Below are 17,774 nucleotides of genomic sequence, written 5' to 3'. Positions count from 1 at the left end.
GCTCCGCACCGTCGTTCCCGTATGAGCCGCTCCCGGATATGGAGTGCACCAACCGTGGACAACCAGCACATAGCACCACGCGACATCAAGCCCAGCCGCAGAGGCTTCCTCGCTCTCGCCGCCGGCGCCGGCGCGGTCGGCGCACTCGGCGGCCTGCCCGCCTTCACCGCCTCGGCCGCCCCCTCCCGCCCCACCGAGTCGCCTCTGCTGTCCGCGGCCGACGCCGCGAAGAACCAGCTGTGGTGGCAGGCTCCCGGTTCCTCCCGGTCGATGATCGAGCAGGGACTGCCGGTCGGAAACGGCCGGCTCGGGGCGCTCGCGAGCAACGACCCCGCCAGTGAACTTCTGATGATCACCGACGCCACGCTGTGGACCGGTCATCTCAACGACAAGCTGCAGAGCGACGGCCAGTTCCCCTACGGCCGCGACGACTTCGGCTCCCTGACGCTGCTGGCCAAGCTCACCGTGGCCATCCCGGACCACGACCTGGGCAACGTCAACGACTACCGCCGTACGCTCGACCTGGCCCAGGGCCTCATCAGCACCTCGTACGACATCTCCGGTGTGACGTACCAGCGGCAGATCTACGCCAGCCGACCCGACGACGCCATCGTCCTGCACTTCTCCCAGCAGGGCGGCGGTTCCTACACCGGGACCGTGTCCCTCGCCGGCACCCACGGCGAGGCCACCACCGCCAACAGCGCAGGCCGCTACGCCTCGTTCGCTGCCTCCTTCGCCAACGGCCTGAAGTACGGCGCCGCCGTCACCGCCCGCAGCAGCACCGGACAGGTCCGGGTCGACGGTACGTCGATCTCCTTCAGCGGCTGCAAGGACCTCACCGTCGTCGTCAGCGGCGGTACCAACTACGCGCCCGACGCGGCCAAGAAGTTCCGCGACACGTCCGTGGTCCCCGAGCGCCTCGCCCGGACCAAGGTCCTGACCGCGGCCGGCCACTCGGCGAGCAGCCTGCTGCACACCCATGTCGCCGACTTCCGCGCGGTGTTCGGACAGCTGGACATCAACCTCGGCAAGTCGTCCGCCGCGCAGCGCGAGCTGGACACCTGGGAGCGGCTGCAGGCCCGCCACCGGGACGACGTGCCCGACCCGGAACTCGAAGCCGCCTACCTGCAGTTCGGCCGCTACCTGATGATCTCCGGATCGCGGGGCAGCCTGCCGATGGGTCTTCAGGGCCCGTGGCTGGACGGCAACGACCCGGACTGGATGGCGGACTACCACACCGACATCAACATCCAGATGAACTACTGGATGGCCGACCGGGCGGGCCTGTCCGACTGCTTCGACGCCTACACGGACTACTGCCTCGCGCAGCTGCCCGCGTGGACGGACGTCACCCAGCGGCTGTTCAACGACTCCACCAACCGCTACCGCAACTCCAGCGGCAAAATCGCCGGCTGGACCGTGGCCATCTCCACCAACCCCTATGGCGGGGGCGGCTGGTGGTGGCACCCGGCCGGCAACGCCTGGCTCTGCCAGAGCCTGTTCGAGCACTACGAGTACACCCAGGACCGCGCCTACCTCAAGAAGATCTACCCCCTCATCAAGGGTGCCGTGGAGTTCTGGGAGGCCCGCCTCATCACGACGACCGTCACCGATCCGTCCGGGACCGAGCGCGAGGTCCTGGTCGCCGACAGCGACTGGTCGCCCGAGCAGGGTCCGCTCGACGCCAAGGGCATCACGTACGCCCAGGAACTGGTGTGGAACCTCTTCGGCAACTACCGCACCGCGACCGAGGTGCTGAAGAAGGACACCGCCTACCGCAAGACCGTCGACGGCCTGCGCAAGCGGCTGTACCTCCCCGTGGTCAGCCCCAAGACCGGCCGGCTGGAGGAGTGGATGTCGCCCGACGACCTCGGCGAGACCACGCACCGGCATCTCTCCCCGCTCATCGGGCTCTTCCCCGGCGACCGGATCCGTCCTGACGGCTCCACACCGAAGGACATCGTCGACGGTGCGACCGCCCTGCTCACCTCGCGCGGCATGAACAGCTTCGGCTGGGCCAACGCCTGGCGCAGCCTGTGCTGGGCCCGGCTGAAGAACGCGGAGAAGGCGTACCAGCTGATCGTCAACAACCTGAAGCCGTCGTCCAACGGCAGCAACGGCAGCGCCCAGAACCTCTTCGACATCTACGAGGTCGAGCAGGGCCGCGGCATCTTCCAGATCGACGCCAACTTCGGCACGCCCGCCGCGATCATCGAGATGCTGGTCTACTCGCGGCCGGGTCACATCGAGCTGCTGCCCGCCCTGCCCGACGCGTGGGCGGCCTCCGGCTCGGTGTCCGGTGTGGGCGTCCGCGGCGGCTTCGTCGCCGACCTCAGCTGGAAGAACGGCAAGGTCACCCGGGCGAAGCTGACGAGCGTCGGCGGCCGCACCGCGACCGTCGTCGCCGGCGGCGGCTCGAAGAAGATCAGCCTCAAGCCCGGTGAGTCCGTCACGCTGCGGAACCTCGGATGAAGGCCGGCCGGAAGAGACGCCGCGCGTTCGGTGTCGTCTCCGCGCTGCTGCTGGCGGTCTGCGTACCCCTGACCGTCTCCTCGGCGGCGCAGGCCAAAGGGCCCTCGCAGCCGCGACAGCAGGCCTCGGCCCGCACGGCGGCCGCCCCGGCCGCGTCCACGGGCAAGCACTCCGTGGTCACCTGGGGCGCCAGCGCCGACCGGCAGGGCGCCGGGCCCGCCGACCGCAGCTACCGGTTGATCGTGCGCACCAGCGTCGGCGGCAGCAACATGCGCATCCGGCTGTCGAACGCGTTCGGCGACCACCCGGTGACCTTCGCGAGCGCGTATGCCGGGTTGCAGAAGCAGGGGGCGCAGCTGGTCCGCGGCTCCAACCGGAAGCTGTCCTTCGGCGGGGCCGCGTCCGTCACCGTCCCGGCCGGCAAGACGGTGCTCAGCGATCCGCTGTCCGGGAAGCTGGCCGCCCAGGCGAATCTGGTCATCAGCCTGTACGTGACGGGCGCCCAGGGACCGACGACCGGTCACGGCATGGCCATGCAGACCAACTACGCGACCGCGGGCAACCACGCCGCCGAGGAGGGCGCGGCCAACTGGACCGACCCGATGGGCTCCTGGTACTGGCTGGACGCCGTCAACGTGGAGACGTCCTCGACGATCGGCTCCGTGGTCACGTTCGGCGACTCCATCACCGACGGCTGGGCCTCGACCACCGACGAGAACCGCCGCTGGCCCGACTACCTCTCCCGCCGACTGCAGGCCGCGTCCGGCAGCACGGTGAAGGGCGTGGCGAACGAGGGCATCTCCGGCAACATGGTGCTCTCGGACGGCGCGGGGCAGGCGGCGGTGAACAGGATGCAGCGCGACGTGCTCTCTCTCGCCGGGGTGCGCACGGTGTTCCTGTTCGAGGGCATCAACGACATCAAGTCCCACAGTGGTGTCACGGTGGACGACATGATCGCCGGCTATCAGCAGATCATCGACCGGGCGCACGCGGCGGGCAAGTGCGTCGTCGGCGCGACCGTCATGCCGTTCAAGGGCTGGTACGAGTACGACGCCGCGTCGGAGGCCGTGCGCCAGGGCGTCAACGACTGGATCAGGAACAGCGGCGAGGTCGACGCCGTGACGGATTTCGACAGGATCACCCGTAATCCGTACGACCCGCAGCTCATCCTTCCGTTCTTCGACGGCGGAGACCATCTGCACCCCAATGACAAGGGAATGCAGGCCATGGCCGACTCCGTCGACCTCGCCGCACTGAACTGCGACCGCTGAACCATCCGACCCACCCCCCACCTCATGCCGCCTCGCACCCGCGGGGCGGCATGAGCGTGTCAGCAGGCGCGGGAGTCGATCCGGCAACGACCGGAGCCGCAGTCCGGGGCATCGCCGGTTCGCCCGGACGTCGATGAGATCGCCTACGCTCTCGACCATGACGGTGCTCGGAGTCGACATCGGTACCTCCAGCAGCAAAGGCGTGCTGGTCGACGAGGACGGGGCGGTCCTCGCTACGGCGACCCGACCGCACACGGTCGACCGCCCACGGCCCGGACATGTCGAGATGGACGCCCGGGTGTGGTGGGACGAATTCGTCTCCCTCGCCCGGGAGTTGGTGAGCGACAGCACCTCCGTCACCGCTGTCGGCGTCAGCGGCATGGGGCCGTGCGTCGCGCTGGCGGACGAGGCCGGTGAGCCGCTGCGCCCCGCGATCCTCTACGGCGTCGACACCCGCGCCACCGCTCAGATCGCCCGGCTGGAAGCCGAGTTGGGCCGCGACGCCGTCCTGCGCCGCTGTGGTTCCCTGCTGTCCACCCAGGCCGTCGGTCCCAAGGTCGCCTGGCTCGCGGACCACGAACCCGACGTGGTGGCCAGGGCCCGGCGGCTGTACATGCCCAGCTCCTACCTGGTCCACCGGCTGACCGGCGTGTATGTGCTCGACCACCATTCGGCGAGCCAGGCCGTGCCGCTCTACGACTCGGCCGCCCAGGACTGGTACGCCCCCTGGGCCCGCCGCGTCGCACCGGACATCGAACTGCCCCCGCTGCGCTGGCCCGGCGACATCGCCGGACAGCTGACGGCCGAAGCGGCCGCCGCCACCGGGCTGCCCCTCGGCACCCCCGTCGTCACCGGCACGATCGACGCCTGGTCGGAGGCGCTGAGCGTGGGCGCCCAGCGCGTCGGGGACCTGATGCTCATGTACGGCAGCACCATGTTCCTGATCAACACAGTCGCCGAGCGACTTCTGGTGCCCCAACTGTGGAGCACGGTCGGGGCGTTGCCCGGGACGCGGAGTCTCGCGGGCGGTATGGCCACCTCCGGAATGATCACCGACTGGTTGCGGCAGCTGTTCGGCGCGCCCGACCACTCCGTGCTGCTCGCCGAGGCCGAGGCGTCGGGGCCCGGTGCGCGAGGTCTGCTGATGCTGCCGTACTTCGCGGGCGAACGGACGCCGGTCGCGGACCCGGACGCACGAGGCATCATCGCGGGACTGACCGTCGAGCACACGCGCGGCGACCTGTACCGCGCCGCGCTGGAGGCGACCGCGCTGGGAGTGCGGCACAACGTCGAGGCCATGCGCGCGGCCGGCGCCGACCTCCGCCGTGTCGTAGCCGTCGGCGGCGGCACCCGTGGGGGCCTGTGGACACGGATCGTCTCCGACGCGGCCGGTCTGGAGCAGGAGGTGCGTGCCGTCACCCTCGGGGCGAGCTACGGTGCCGCCTTCCTGGCCGCGAGCGCCGTGAGCTCCCCGGACATCGACGCCTGGAACCCCGTACGGGAAACCATCACGCCCGACCCTCGTCTCCGTGCGTCCTACGACGAGTTGTACGACCTCTATCTCCGCCTCTACCCGGCGACCCGGGACATCGCCCACGCACTCGCCGGCCGCGGGCGCGACACGAGCAGTGCACCCCCGCCGTGACCGCGGACGCCGCCGAGGCAGGAGTGGCACGGACTCCCGCGATGGGCGCACGGCGCACCAGCGGGATCATTCGTCGTCGGCCTCCAGGGTCACGTCCACGTCGATGACACCCTCGTCCTGGAACAGGTCCGAGCCCAGCCTTCCCACGTCGGCGGTGCCTTCCAGGCGCAGCAGGACCCGCGCGGCCGGGTCCGTTCCTCCCGGCAACCGGTCGACCCTGACCTGCAGAATGCGGAAGCCCCGCCGGGTGCACTGCTCCATCAGCCGGGGCAGCAGCGCGGCGCCCGTGCGATAGGTCAGCCGGATCTCCGAGGTGGTGGCGGAGGTGTCGGGGGACAGCCGGGCGACGAGCGGGGGATAGCCGCGCACGACGAGGAAGTGCAGGGCGGTGGTGGCCACGGCGAGGATCGGCAGACCGCCGCCACAGGCCATTCCGACCGCACAGGTGAGCCAGATGGTGGCGGCCGTGGTCAGTCCGCGCACCGCATCCCGGCGTACGAAGATGAGGCCGCCGCCGATGAAGCCGATCCCGGAGACGATCTGCGCGGCCACCCGGGAGGGGTCGAAGGAGACGTTGTCCAGGCCGAGTACGTCGGTGAAGCCGTACTGGGAGATCTCCATCATCAGCGCGCTGGCGATGCCGACGAGGGTGTGGGTCCGCATCCCCGCGCTCTTCTGCTGGGTGGCCCGCTCCCAGCCGATGAGGCTCGACAACAGCAGCGCCAGCCCGAGTTCGGCCAGCTGACGCAGGCCCTGTCCGTTGCCCACGTCCCACAACGAGACCGCCAGCTCCCGCATGCTCAACCTCCCCGGCCGTAACCGCCGTAGCGACTTCCGTTGCGCCTACCCCGCTTCGGCCCATTCCTGTCAGAACCCTTGACCGACCGCGGCGAGGCGCCCACAGTACTCACTCATACGCATTAGTGATGCGCATTAGTAATACGCATCAGTTGCCGCTGGATCGGTCGTTCCGGGCCGGGTGAGGAGCATGGTGGAGCAGCCCAAGAAGCGGTCCGGGCGCGGTCGTACGCCCACGGCGGCCGGACGCACGCCGCGGCCGCGGCAGGCCGAGGTCGCCCGGCTGGCCGGGGTCTCCCAGGCCACGGTCTCGATCGTGCTGTCGGACAAGGCGCAGGGCGCGACGATCTCGGCGGAGACCCGGCAGCGGGTGCACGACGCGGCCCGCAGCCTCGGCTACGTGCCGGACCCCGCCGCACAGCGGCTGGCGGCGGCCCGCAACAACCTGCTCGGCGTCTTCAGCTTCACGGCCACCTTCCCCACCGATGTGCAGCACTCGTACTACCCCTTCCTCGTCGGTGTGGAGCAGGAGGCCGCCGCGCGCGGCTACGACCTGGTGCTCTTCACGGGGTCGAGCTCCGGCGGCGCGGGGGCCTCCGGACCCGACGCGCTGAGCAGGGTGCGGCTCGCCGACGGCTGTCTGTTCCTCGGCCGGCACGCACCGGTCGCCGAGCTCAAGCGGATGGTCGCCGACGGCTTCCCGGTGGTGCACCTCGGGCGCCGCGACGAACTCGAAGGGCTGCCCTGGGTGGGCGCCGACTATGTCAGCGCCAGTGGCGAGGTCGTCCGCCATCTGGCGGCCCTGGGCCATAGCCGTGTCGTGCTGATCCGCGAGGACGACGACGCTCCGGCGTCGGCCGACCGGCAACAGGGCTTCCTGGAAGGGCTGGAGGCGGCCGGGCTGGCGGGCGGCCCCGGGACCGTCTTCCGCTCGGCCGACCCGGAGGGCGACCTCACCCCCGAGCGGCTGCGCCACTGGCTCGCCGAGGGTGTCACCGCGTTCGTCGCGGAAGAGACCGACACCGGGGCCGCCTGGCGTGCGCTGAGCCGGGCCGTCGACGAGGCCGGCCTCAGCTGCCCCGGCGACCTGTCGCTCGCCCTGCTCGGCAGTCCGCCCGCCGATCTCGTCGCAGGACCGCAGCCCACCGGATTCGACATACCCCGGCCCGAGTTGGGCGCGGCCGCGGTCCGGCTGCTGGCCGCCCGCGTTGCCGGCGAGGAGGCCGAGGAACCCCTGGTCTCCTGCGCCTTCCGGATCGGTACGACCACGGGGAGACCGCCGGCGCAGCCCTGACCACCGCGCCCCTTCGTGGCCGAAGAACCAGCTTCGTGGCCGAACAACCAGCAAGGAGAAGCGTGATAGCGGAAGCCGACATCCTCATAGTGGGCGGCGGACTCGGCGGCGTGGCCGCCGCTCTCGCCGCCTGCCGGGCCGGACGCAGCGTCGTGCTCACGGAGGAGACCGACTGGATCGGCGGACAGCTCACCTCGCAGGCCGTGCCGCCCGACGAGCACCCGTGGGTCGAGCAGTTCGGGACGACGGCCTCGTACCGTCAACTGCGCGAGGGCATCCGGCAGTTCTACCGGCAGTGGTACCCGTTGCGAGCCGAGGCGCTCGCGCTGACGGACCTCAACCCGGGCGCCGGACGGGTCAGCAAGCTCTGCCACGAGCCGCGGGTGGCCCTGGCCGTCCTGGAGGCCATGCTCGCGCCCCACCTGGCGGCCGGACGCCTGACCGTCCTCACCGAACACCGGCCCGTCGCGGCCGAGTCCGACAACGATGTCGTACGGGCCGTGACGCTGGAAGGCCGCCTCGAAGGCCGCCGCGTCACCGTCGCCGCCCGCTATGTCATCGACGCCACCGAGACGGGCGAACTCCTGGACCTGGCGGGCATCGAGCACGGCTGCGGTGCCGAGGCGCGGTCCGAGTACGACGAACCGCACGCGCCCGACCGGGCCCAGCCGCTCAACCAGCAGGGCATCACCGTGTGCTTCGCGCTCTCTCACCACGAGGGCGAGGACCACACCGTCGACCGCCCCGCGGACTACGGTTTCTGGCGGGAGTACCGCCCCGACTTCTGGCCCGGCCCGCTCCTCGGCTTCGAGGCGCCCGACCCGCGCTCCCTGGAGCCCGTCCCGCGCACCTTCGTCCCCAACCCCGACCTCGACCCGCTCGACGTGAGCGCCGACCAGAGCGCCGACGCCGGCGACAAGGAACTGTGGGGCTTCCGCCGCATCCTGGCGCGCAGGCTGCACCGTCCCGGCGCATTCGACTCCGACATCACGCTCGTCAACTGGCCCCTCAATGACTACTGGTTGAAGCCCCTGATCGGAGCCGGGACCGCGACCGGAGCCGAAGCGGTCGCCGGGGCGCGGCAGTTGTCCCTTTCGGTCCTGTACTGGCTGCAGACCGAAGCCCCCCGCGCGGACGGCGGCACCGGCTTCCCCGGACTGCGGTCGCGCCCCGACGTGACCGGCACCGCCGACGGCCTCGCGAAGGCTCCCTACGTCCGTGAGTCACGCCGTATCAAGGCCGTCACCACCGTCACGGAGCACGACGTGGCGATCGACCTGGTCGGCCCGTACGGCGGCACCAAGTACCGCGACTCCGTGGGCGTGGGCGGCTACCGCATCGACCTGCACCCCTCGACAGGAGGCGACTCCTACATCGACATCGGCTCCGTTCCCTTCGAGATCCCGCTCGGGGCGCTGGTGCCACGACGGGTGCGCAATCTGCTGCCCGCGGGCAAGAACATCGGCACCACCCACATCACCAACGGGTGTTACCGGCTCCACCCCGTGGAGTGGAACGTCGGCGAGGTCGCCGGCGCGCTCGCCGCCCACTGCCTGGCCGAGGACGTCGAACCGCACCAGGTGCAGGCCGAGGACAAACGGTTCGAGGAGTTCGCGCGGCTGCTCGACCGCGACGGAGTGCAGCGCCACTGGCCCGACGTACGCGGCTACTGAACCCGGTGCACACGGCGCGCGCCGGTCGCCGTATCCGGAGCGTGAGCCGGGCGGGCAGGCCCCGCCCGGCGACCGCCCGCGCACCACCGACACAGCACAAGGAGGTGCTTCGGCATGACCATCCACCGCATCCGCGTCGGCATCGACGTGGGCGGAACCTTCACCGACGCCGTGGCCGTGGACGCCACGACGCTGCGACTGCTGGGACAGGTCAAGGTCCCGACCAGCCACCATCACGAGGACGGTGTCGCGCACGGCATCGTCGAGGCGCTGGACCGGCTGCTGCGGCAGGTCGACTGCGCTCCCGCCGACGTGGCGTTCCTGGCGCACGGCACCACTCAGGCCACCAACGCCCTGCTGGAGGGCGATGTCGCCACCGTCGGCCTGATCGGCGTCGGCACCGGACCCGGCGCGGTCCTCACCCGTCGGCTTGCCGCCCTCGGCAGGCTCGAACTCGCCCCCGGCAGACGGCTTCCGCTGCTCTACGCGCACGTCGCCGACCCGGACGACGCCGCCGCCGTCCGTGAGGCCGTCCGGGAGTTGAGCGACGGCGGAGCCCAAGTCCTCGTCGCCACCGAGCCGTTCGCCGTGGACCGGCCCGAGGGGGAGCGGGCGGTGCTGGAGGCCGCCCGGTCCGCGGGGCTCCCGATGACGGCGGCGCACGAGATCACCTCGCTGTACGGTCTGCACAAGCGGACCCGCACCGCCGTCGTCAACGCGGCCATCCTGCCGCGCATGCTCGCCACCGCCGACCTCGTCGACGCGTCCATCACCAAGGCCGGGGTCACCGCACCGCTCATGGTCATGCGCTGCGACGGCGGGGTGATGGCACTGGACGAGATGCGGCGCCGCCCGCTGCTGACCGTGCTGTCCGGCCCGGCGGCCGGGGTCGCCGGTGCCCTGATGCAGGAGCGCATCAGTGAGGGCGTCTTCCTGGAAACCGGCGGCACCTCCACCGACATCAGCGTCGTCCGGCGCGGCAAGGTCGCCGTCCGGCACGCCACGATGCTCGGCAGGACCTCGTACCTCAACGCCCTCGATGTACGCACCGTCGGCGTCGGTGGCGGCTCGATGGTCCGCGTCGCTCACGGCCGCGTCACGGCCGTCGGCCCGCGCAGCGCCCACATCGCCGGACTGCCCTACGCCTGCTACGCCGCCCCGGACGACCTGCGTGACGCGACGCTCGCCACGGTGCGCCCGATGCCGGACGACCCCGATGACTACGTGGTCCTGGACGCGGCGGGCGGACGGTTCGCGATCACCATGACGTGCGCGGCCAACGCCCTCGGCCGTGTTCCCGAAGGTGACTTCGCGCGCTGTGACCAGGAGGTGGCGAAGGCCGCCATCGCACCACTGGCCGCCGTCCTGGGGGTGGACGTGCCGACCGCGGCCGCGCGCATCCTGGACGCCGGGGTCACGCAGGTCAGGTCCGTGGTGGACTCGCTCGTCGGCGACTACCGACTCGACCCCGACACGGCGGTCCTCGTCGGCGGCGGGGGAGGAGCCGCCTCCGTCACACCGCATCTGGCGGCGCTGACCGGGATGGACGGCAGGATCGCCCGGCACAGCGAGGTCATCAGCCCCATCGGTGTCGCACTCGCGCTGCTGCGGGAGCAGATCGAGCGGATCATCCCGGGCGCCACCCAGGAGCAGATCCTCGCGGTACGCGCCGAGGCCGAGCGGGCCGTCGTCGACCAGGGCGCCGCGCCCGACGGCGTCGAGGTCGAGGTGACGGTCGACCCGCAGACCAGCACCGTGCGCGCCATCGCCACCGGGGCGACCGAACTGCGCACCCAGGACCGCTCGCACAGCGCCGACGCCGACGAACGCCTCGCCGCGGCCGCCGCCAGCCTCAAGGCCGACCCGTCCGAGGTCCGGGTCCTCGCCGGCACACCGGCCCACACGGTCTACGGCACCGAGGTGCGCTGCCGGCTGCGTGCTCCCCGGCGTCCCGTGCGCGTCGTCGACGCCGACGGTGTCGTACGCCTGCACTCCTCGGACGCGCGCGTGACCGCCACCACCGTGGCAGCCGCCCCCGAACTCCTCGCGCACCTCGTACGGGAGGCGACGTCGTACGGCGACGGCGGCGTGCGCGCCCCCGCGCTGCGGCTGCTGCTCGGCTCCCGTATCGCCGACCTCTCCGGCGTGCTCGACCCGCAGCCGCTGCTCGCACTGGCCCGCAGCGAGATGCGCGACCGCGCGGCCGACGAGCCGGTGGTCGCCGTACTGGAGGTGCGGTCATGAGCGGTCCGCCGACGAGAGCGAAGGGCGGGGAGACCGTCGCCCGACCGCTGACCGACGACCTCGACCTGGCCGTACGGCTGCTGGCCGGCACGCCCACGCACGAAGGGCGTGATCCGGCCCTGTTGCGCCGATGGGCCCGGGCCGCCGACGCGTTCGGCACGGCGCTCGAACCCGGCCCGCCCTGCCGCGCGCGGATCGTGGAGCGTGACGACGGACTTCGACAGTTGCTGCTCGCCCGCTACTCCTCGCGCCCGGCCACCGTCGAACTCTACACCGACACCATCGGCCGGGCCGAGACGCTGATAGACGAACTCGGCTGGCGCTCCTGGTATCCGGTCGGGTCCGTGCGGGCCGCGGCCCTCGCCCACGAGACGGCGCACGCCCTGCTCCACCGCACCGAGAACAGGACCGCCCTCAAAGCGGCGATCGGGCACACCGCCCTGAGGGTGGGCCGCTTCCGTGTTCTCGGCCATGTCGCGGGGGCCGAGGAGATCGCCGCCCACGCCCACGCCCGTACCGTCTGCGGACTCGGCCGCAGCCCCCTCCTCCTCACCGCCGCGCTCGCCGCCGCGGTGAGCGCACCCGGAAGACAGAGGTGACCCATGGGTGTCGTCATCCTGCTCGTCATGGCGGCCGGCGTCGCCGCCATGCTCACCCGCAAACTGCCGACGGCCTTCGCGCCCGTCGTCCTCGCCGTGGTCATCGCCTTTCTCGCCGGCGCTCCCCTGACCGGCAAGAACAGCGTTCTCGACACCGTGCTTCAGGAGGGTGCACCCGCGCTGGCCGCCACGATGATCGCGATCGTGCTGGGTTCCTGGCTGGGCAAGCTCCTGGAGGAGACGGGCATCGCGGCGACGCTCGTCCGCAAGATCGTCGAGTTCGGCGGTGACCGTCCTGTCGTCGTGGCTCTCGGAGTGCTGGCCGTGTCCGCGCTCGTGGGCACCGTCACCGGATCCGCTCCCGCCGCGATGCTCGCCGGGCTCATCGGCATCCCGGCCATGATCGCGGTGGGCATCCCGAAGGTGACCGCTACCGGGACCGTCCTCATGGGCATCGCCGTGGGCATTCCCTTCGAGCTGCCCATCTGGCAGTTCTTCTCCACGGCCCTGGACCTGCCCATCCCGACGGTGCGCGGCTTCATGGTCAAGCTGTTCCCCTTCGCCCTGGTCGCCGCCGTCACCTATGTGTTCGTCGAATCGCGCCGCCGGGGCGTGGAACACGCCTGGTCCCTCAAGTCCGGTCAGGACAAGCCGCGTTCACCGAGCCGGCGGGAGCGGCTGGGTGACGCGCCGTGGTACGCGCTGCTCACCCCGGCGGTGCCGCTGATCCTCGCCCTCGGCTTCGAACTCGCCATCGTTCCCTCGCTGTTGGCCGGTGTCCTGTACGCCCTGGTCACCACCACTCGCCCCGGCGACATGAACAAGCAGCTCCTGCGCACCCTGTACGGCGGATTCGAGGTGGCCGCCCCGCCGATCGCCCTGTTCATCGCCATCGGCATCCTGCTCGCCGCGGTGAAGCTGCCCGGCGCGGTCGACGCGCTCGAACCGCTGATGAAGGCGGTCAGCCCGCACAACGCGGTGCTGTTCGTCCTCGTGTTCACGCTGCTCGTACCGCTGTGCCTGTACCGCGGGCCGCTGAACGTCTTCGGACTCGGTGCCGGCATCGCCGGCGTCCTCATCGCCACGGGCATCTACCCTGCCGTGGCCGTGCTCGGCATGGCCACCTCGTACAACCAGGTCTTCGGTGTCGCCGATCCGACCAGCACGCAGACGGTGTGGGCCGCCCAGTACGCGGGCGTCTCCCCGCAACAGGTCATGGTGCGCACGCTTCCGTACGTGTGGGCCGTGGCCCTCGGCGGGCTGTGCGTCACCGCGGCCACCTACCTCTGAACCTCGTCCGTCTGGAGCCGACCATGTCCGAGCCGCGATTCGACCGCCGACTGTTCCTGCGCGTCGGCGCCGCCACCGGCGCCGCCGTCACCCTCGGCGGACTCGCCGCCCCGTCCGCGTCCGCCGCACCCGGCGGATTCCCCGACTACGCGTACGTCCGCACCCTGCTCACGCCGTCCCAGCTGAAGTACAACCCGACCGGCGAGATCATCTTCCCGTGCGTCCGCGGGGTGTACGACAAGCTCGCGTCCCCGCTCGGTCGCTACTACCTGTACTACGGGCCGCACGACGCGCCCGGTGGCATCTGCCTGGCCTACGGCGACTCCCTGGAGGGCCCGTTCACGGAGTACCCGAACAACCCGATCGTCGCCCGCGACTGGTCGCCCCACTACTCCGTCAGCCACGTCGCGTCCCCGCACGTGATGTGGCACGAGAGCGCCAAGGAACTGTGGCTGTACTTCCACGGTGAGAACACCACGACGCGTCTGGCCCGCTCCAAGGACGGCATCAACTTCACGTACGACAAGGTCGTCCTGTCCACGTCGATGCTGCCGAGCGGCACGACCGAGACGTCGTACGCCCGGGTCTTCCCGCACGAGCTGCCGTCCCGCGGCGCCCACTACGTGATGGTCTTCATGCTGAACAACACCACCAACCACCGTGACATCCACTGGGGTTGGTCGGCCGACGGGCGCACCTGGAGCTACGACCAGCAGCCGCTGATCCGGCACGCGGACGTCGGTGCCGTCAACGTGGGCGGGCCCCATCTGCTGTACCGCAACAACAGCACGTACGTCGTCTACAACAAGGACAAGGAGAGCGGCGGCGACCTGATGATCACGGAGGTGGGCAACGACTTCAGCAGACGCGCACATCTCGGGGTCTTCTACAACTCCCGTAACACCGCGCCCGAGAACGGTCGTTCCGCTGCTCCGTCGTTCGGCACCGACGGCGGTGTGCCCTACATGATCTACGAGGCGGGGGAGCGCCTCGCGGGGTCCATCGCCCTGGCTCGCGGCTGACGGGAACGTTCGGTTTCTGAAGTCAACCGGGCGGGTGGGGGCCGGCATGGGTGACTTCGGTGTGAAGTATTGACGGCGCCATGACACTCCGGTTGACTCGCCGCCCAGCGCCGGAACCGGTTCCGGGATCCGATAGCTGGATCCGCCTCCGACGCCGGAGTCGCCCTGCCGGGGATGTCAGGAGGCAGCCATGCGTGTGACGATCGCCGATGTGGCCCAGGCGGCCGGAGTGAGCAAGACGACCGTCTCCCGCGTGCTCAACACCCGGGCCGAGGTCGACGCGTCGACCGCGGCCAAGGTGCGCGACGTCATCAACCGCATGGGCTACGTGCCCAGTTCGGGCGCCGTGGGACTCGCCCGGGGCAGCAGCCGGACCGTCGGCATGCTGGTGCCGTCACTGACCTGGCCCTGGATGGGCGAGGTGCTCCAGGGCGTGGTCGACACGGTGGAGGCCGCCGATTTCGGCCTGCTGCTGTTCACCTGCAACCGGGGCACCGAGTCCGTCGCCCGGTTCACCCACCAGGTGTCGGCGCGCGCCTTCGACGGCCTGATCGTGGTGGAGCCGGAGAACACCCTCGACATGCTGACGGCACTGCACCGGGACGGTCTGCCCGTCGTGCTCGTCGACGACCGGGGCCACCACCCGGAGTTCCCGTCCGTCACGGCCGCCAACTTCGAGGGCGGCGCGTCGGCCGCGCGCCATCTGCTGGCCGATGGCCGGCGCGAGCCGCTGGTGCTCACCGGGCCCCAGCGGTTCGGCTGCGTACGCGACCGGCTCGCCGGATTCCGTGCCACCTGCGCCGAGCGGGGCATCGGCGTCGGTCTGGTGGCCGAGGGCGACTTCACCGAGGCGGACGGCCGTGCGTGCGTGCGCCGACTGCTCGCCGAGGGGCGGGAGTTCGACGCCGTCTTCGCGCACAACGACCTCGCGGCGATCGGCGTACTGGGCGCGCTGCGGGACGTCGGCCGCCGCGTCCCGGACGACGTCGCCGTCGTCGGCTTCGACGACATCCCGGTGGCCCGGCACACGGAGCCCTCGCTGACCACGGTCCGGCAGCCGATGCGGGAGATGGGGGAGACCGCGGCGCGGATGCTCCTCGCCCGCCTCGCGGGAGGGGCCTCGCCGACCTCCCCCGTGGTCCTGCCCACGGAGGTGATCGTCCGGGGCTCGGCTCCGGCCCACTAGAGGGTGTCGTTCGGATCGGCGCGGGCCCGCTGCGTGGCCGGAGTGCGTTGGTTCAGCCCGGTTCCGTTGGACCGGCTCGGGTCCGTGACGCCTTGACACAGCACCTCCGCGTGATTGCTGCATCACCCGAGTACGCCCAGTACGCCGTAAACCGGTCGCGCTCCGCCCAGCGATGCCCCGCACCAGACGCCGCGGCCTGATCCGGACCGGTCCGGCCTGAGCGGAACGACACTCCCCTGGGCGTATCCCAGGACCGACCGCCCCCACGAGCCGCACCTTCTGCCGAGAGCCGCACTCCCGGCAGCGCACCACACCCGCACCCGGAACGGCACCCCAACCTCCCCTAGGAGAGCCGCATGCCATCCCGTACGCCCCGCACGCTGATGATCGCCCTCGCCACGCTGTCCGCCGTGGCTCTGCTGTCGACGGGGCCGGCCGTCGCCGCCCAGGACCCGCAGCCCACCGCGGCCGCCGCAGCCGCCTGGGACACCGACCGCGCGGCGACCGCCTACGCCGCGAACCCGGCCTCCGTCACCGCATCCGGCAGCGAGAACACCGGTACCGCGCCGGCTCTCGCCTTCGACGGAGACGCCTCGACCCGCTGGTCGAGCCAGTTCGCCGACGACGCGTGGATACGCGTCGACCTCGGTACCACCCTGCGCATCGACCGGGTCGTCCTGGACTGGGAGGCCGCCTACGGCAAGCGGTACGTCCTGGAGGTGTCCAAGAACGGCACCGACTGGAGCCCCTTCTACACCGAGACGGCGGGCACCGGAGGATCCGTCACCGCCCACACCTATCCGCAGGAGGTCACCGGACGCTATGTGCGGCTGCGGGGTGTCGAACGCGCCACCAGCTACGGCTATTCGCTGTACGCCTTCAAGGTCTACGGCGGCGAACCCGCCCCCGCCTCGACCACCCGCACCAACCTCGCGCTGAACCACCCCGCCTACTCCAACCTCTACCAGCACGCGGGCAATTCACCCGCCTTCGTGACCGACGGCGGATGGCCCGCCGACCTCAAGGCCGACGCGACCCGCTGGTCCAGCGACTGGAACGCCGACCGCTGGGTCTCCGTGGACCTGGGCGCGACCTCGACCATCAACAGCGTCGACCTGTACTGGGAGGCGGCCTACGCGGTGGACTACCAGCTCCAGGTCTCCGACGACAACAGAACCTGGCGCACCGTCTACCAGCCGTCCGCCGCCGAGGTCGCCGCCCGGCGCGCCGACGTGAAGTCCCCCGCCGACGCGGTGGGCCGCCGCGACACCGTCACCCTGCCCCAGGCCGCGACCGGCCGCTACGTGCGGATGCTGGGCAAGGAGCGGCGCTCCTTCTACAACCCGGCCCCCGCGACAGCCCAGTTCGGCTACTCCCTCTACGAGTTCCAGGTCTGGGGGACGGGAGGCAGCGCCGCCGCCGCGTACCCGGCCCTGCCGGCCGAGCAGTCCGGGACGTACCAGACGACGTTCTTCGACGACTTCACCGCTGCCGGTCTCGACCGCTCCAAGTGGCGTGTCGTCAGGACCGGCACGGAGATGGGTTCGGTCAACGGCGAGTCCCAGGCGTATGTCGACTCCACCGACAACATCAGTACGCAGAACGGCAGCCTGCTGCTGAAGGCCAAGTACTGCAAGGGCTGCACCCAGGCGGGCGGCGGGACCTACGACTTCACCTCCGGGCGGATCGACACCAACACCAAGTTCGACTTCACGTACGGGCGGGTCAGCGCGCGGCTGAAGCTGCCGGTCGGCGACGGTTTCTGGCCCGCCTTCTGGCTGTTGGGCAGCAACGTCGACGACCCGTCCGTGTCGTGGCCCGCCTCGGGCGAGACTGACATCATGGAGAACATCGGCTACGCGGACTGGACCAGCACGGCCCTGCACGGCCCCGGCTACTCGGCCGACGGCAACATCGGCGCCCGCCAGACCTACCCCAACGCGGGCCGCGCCGACCAGTGGCACACCTACGCCGTGGAGTGGACGCCGACGGGCATGCGCTTCTCCGTCGACGACGTCCTGGTGCAGGAGACGACGCGCAACAAGCTGGAGTCCACCCGCGGTCAGTGGGTGTTCGGCCACAACCAGTACCTGATCCTCAACCTCGCGCTGGGCGGCGCCTATCCGGCCGGGTGGAACCAGGTCACCACCCCGTACTGGGGTCTGCCGCAGTCCAGCGTCGACAAGGTCGCGGCCGGCGGAGTGCAGGCCGAGGTCGACTGGGTGCGCGTGGAGCAGAAGCGATGACCGGGGTCGACGCACCCTCTTGACGGATGGTTGG

At 71.1% G+C, this 17,774-nt stretch carries 12 protein-coding genes; 11 read left to right on the top strand and 1 reads right to left on the bottom strand.

Annotated features, from left to right (window positions below; all coding sequences use genetic code 11):
- The first annotated feature begins 54 nt into the window (after window positions 1-54).
- The 3 genes from ACFWM2_RS07775 (at window position 55) to ACFWM2_RS07765 (ending at window position 5,388) form a co-directional block, all read left to right on the top strand.
- Complete coding sequence (locus tag ACFWM2_RS07775; RefSeq protein ID WP_383274360.1) at window positions 55-2,472, top strand: glycoside hydrolase N-terminal domain-containing protein; 2,418 nt, start codon at window positions 55-57, stop codon at window positions 2,470-2,472.
- Window positions 2,469-3,743 (top strand): SGNH/GDSL hydrolase family protein, encoded by a 1,275-nt coding sequence (locus ACFWM2_RS07770; RefSeq protein ID WP_383274357.1) that lies wholly within the window; start codon window positions 2,469-2,471, stop codon window positions 3,741-3,743. Before ACFWM2_RS07775 ends, ACFWM2_RS07770 begins: the two co-directional genes overlap by 4 nt.
- Before the next feature lie 157 nt (window positions 3,744-3,900).
- Window positions 3,901-5,388 (top strand): FGGY-family carbohydrate kinase, encoded by a 1,488-nt coding sequence (locus ACFWM2_RS07765; protein ID WP_383274354.1) that lies wholly within the window; start codon window positions 3,901-3,903, stop codon window positions 5,386-5,388.
- Between the two features lie 66 nt (window positions 5,389-5,454).
- Here ACFWM2_RS07765 and ACFWM2_RS07760 read toward each other — a convergent pair whose 3' ends face one another.
- Window positions 5,455-6,186, bottom strand: coding sequence for an MgtC/SapB family protein (locus tag ACFWM2_RS07760; RefSeq protein WP_383274351.1), 732 nt, complete (start codon window positions 6,184-6,186; stop codon window positions 5,455-5,457).
- Window positions 6,187-6,376: 190 nt separating this feature from the next.
- Between ACFWM2_RS07760 and ACFWM2_RS07755 the strand changes: the two genes are divergently transcribed.
- The 8 genes from ACFWM2_RS07755 to ACFWM2_RS07720 all read left to right on the top strand — a co-directional run bounded on the left by ACFWM2_RS07755 (window position 6,377) and on the right by ACFWM2_RS07720 (window position 17,740).
- Complete coding sequence (locus ACFWM2_RS07755) at window positions 6,377-7,480, top strand: LacI family DNA-binding transcriptional regulator (protein ID WP_383274348.1); 1,104 nt, start codon at window positions 6,377-6,379, stop codon at window positions 7,478-7,480.
- A gap of 62 nt (window positions 7,481-7,542) precedes the next feature.
- Window positions 7,543-9,153 (top strand): FAD-dependent oxidoreductase, encoded by a 1,611-nt coding sequence (locus ACFWM2_RS07750; protein ID WP_383274345.1) that lies wholly within the window; start codon window positions 7,543-7,545, stop codon window positions 9,151-9,153.
- A 114-nt stretch (window positions 9,154-9,267) separates the two neighbouring features.
- Entirely contained in the window at window positions 9,268-11,397 is a 2,130-nt protein-coding gene (locus ACFWM2_RS07745; protein WP_383274342.1) for a hydantoinase/oxoprolinase family protein, read from the top strand.
- Window positions 11,394-11,996, top strand: a complete 603-nt coding sequence (locus ACFWM2_RS07740) for a hypothetical protein (RefSeq protein WP_383274339.1) — start codon at window positions 11,394-11,396, stop codon at window positions 11,994-11,996. Before ACFWM2_RS07745 ends, ACFWM2_RS07740 begins: the two co-directional genes overlap by 4 nt.
- Window positions 11,997-11,999: 3 nt before the next feature.
- Entirely contained in the window at window positions 12,000-13,286 is a 1,287-nt protein-coding gene (locus tag ACFWM2_RS07735) for a TRAP transporter large permease subunit (RefSeq protein WP_383274336.1), read from the top strand.
- A gap of 23 nt (window positions 13,287-13,309) precedes the next feature.
- Window positions 13,310-14,308 carry a hypothetical protein gene (locus ACFWM2_RS07730; RefSeq protein ID WP_383274333.1) on the top strand — a complete coding sequence of 333 codons (999 nt, stop codon included), beginning with the start codon at window positions 13,310-13,312 and terminating at the stop codon, window positions 14,306-14,308.
- Window positions 14,309-14,498: 190 nt separating this feature from the next.
- Complete coding sequence (locus tag ACFWM2_RS07725; protein WP_383274330.1) at window positions 14,499-15,494, top strand: LacI family DNA-binding transcriptional regulator; 996 nt, start codon at window positions 14,499-14,501, stop codon at window positions 15,492-15,494.
- 356 nt (window positions 15,495-15,850) lie between these two features.
- Entirely contained in the window at window positions 15,851-17,740 is a 1,890-nt protein-coding gene (locus ACFWM2_RS07720) for a discoidin domain-containing protein (RefSeq protein ID WP_383274327.1), read from the top strand.
- The last annotated feature ends 34 nt before the right edge of the window (window positions 17,741-17,774 follow it).

Source organism: Streptomyces sp. NPDC058371, assembly GCF_042723265.1.
Classification (GTDB): Bacteria; Actinomycetota; Actinomycetes; order Streptomycetales; family Streptomycetaceae; genus Streptomyces.
This window is presented reverse-complemented; position numbering and strand designations above follow the sequence as displayed.

What these genes read in the sequence shown, in the direction of transcription:
- ACFWM2_RS07720 (WP_383274327.1), top strand. Translation starts at nt 15,851, where the DNA reads ATGCCATCCCGTACGCCCCGCACGCTGATGATCGCCCTCGCCACGCTG.
- ACFWM2_RS07760 (WP_383274351.1), bottom strand. Translation starts at nt 6,186, where the DNA reads ATGCGGGAGCTGGCGGTCTCGTTGTGGGACGTGGGCAACGGACAGGGC.
- ACFWM2_RS07735 (WP_383274336.1), top strand. Translation starts at nt 12,000, where the DNA reads ATGGGTGTCGTCATCCTGCTCGTCATGGCGGCCGGCGTCGCCGCCATG.
- ACFWM2_RS07730 (WP_383274333.1), top strand. Translation starts at nt 13,310, where the DNA reads ATGTCCGAGCCGCGATTCGACCGCCGACTGTTCCTGCGCGTCGGCGCC.
- ACFWM2_RS07740 (WP_383274339.1), top strand. Translation starts at nt 11,394, where the DNA reads ATGAGCGGTCCGCCGACGAGAGCGAAGGGCGGGGAGACCGTCGCCCGA.
- ACFWM2_RS07725 (WP_383274330.1), top strand. Translation starts at nt 14,499, where the DNA reads ATGCGTGTGACGATCGCCGATGTGGCCCAGGCGGCCGGAGTGAGCAAG.
- ACFWM2_RS07745 (WP_383274342.1), top strand. Translation starts at nt 9,268, where the DNA reads ATGACCATCCACCGCATCCGCGTCGGCATCGACGTGGGCGGAACCTTC.
- ACFWM2_RS07770 (WP_383274357.1), top strand. Translation starts at nt 2,469, where the DNA reads ATGAAGGCCGGCCGGAAGAGACGCCGCGCGTTCGGTGTCGTCTCCGCG.
- ACFWM2_RS07765 (WP_383274354.1), top strand. Translation starts at nt 3,901, where the DNA reads ATGACGGTGCTCGGAGTCGACATCGGTACCTCCAGCAGCAAAGGCGTG.
- ACFWM2_RS07755 (WP_383274348.1), top strand. Translation starts at nt 6,377, where the DNA reads ATGGTGGAGCAGCCCAAGAAGCGGTCCGGGCGCGGTCGTACGCCCACG.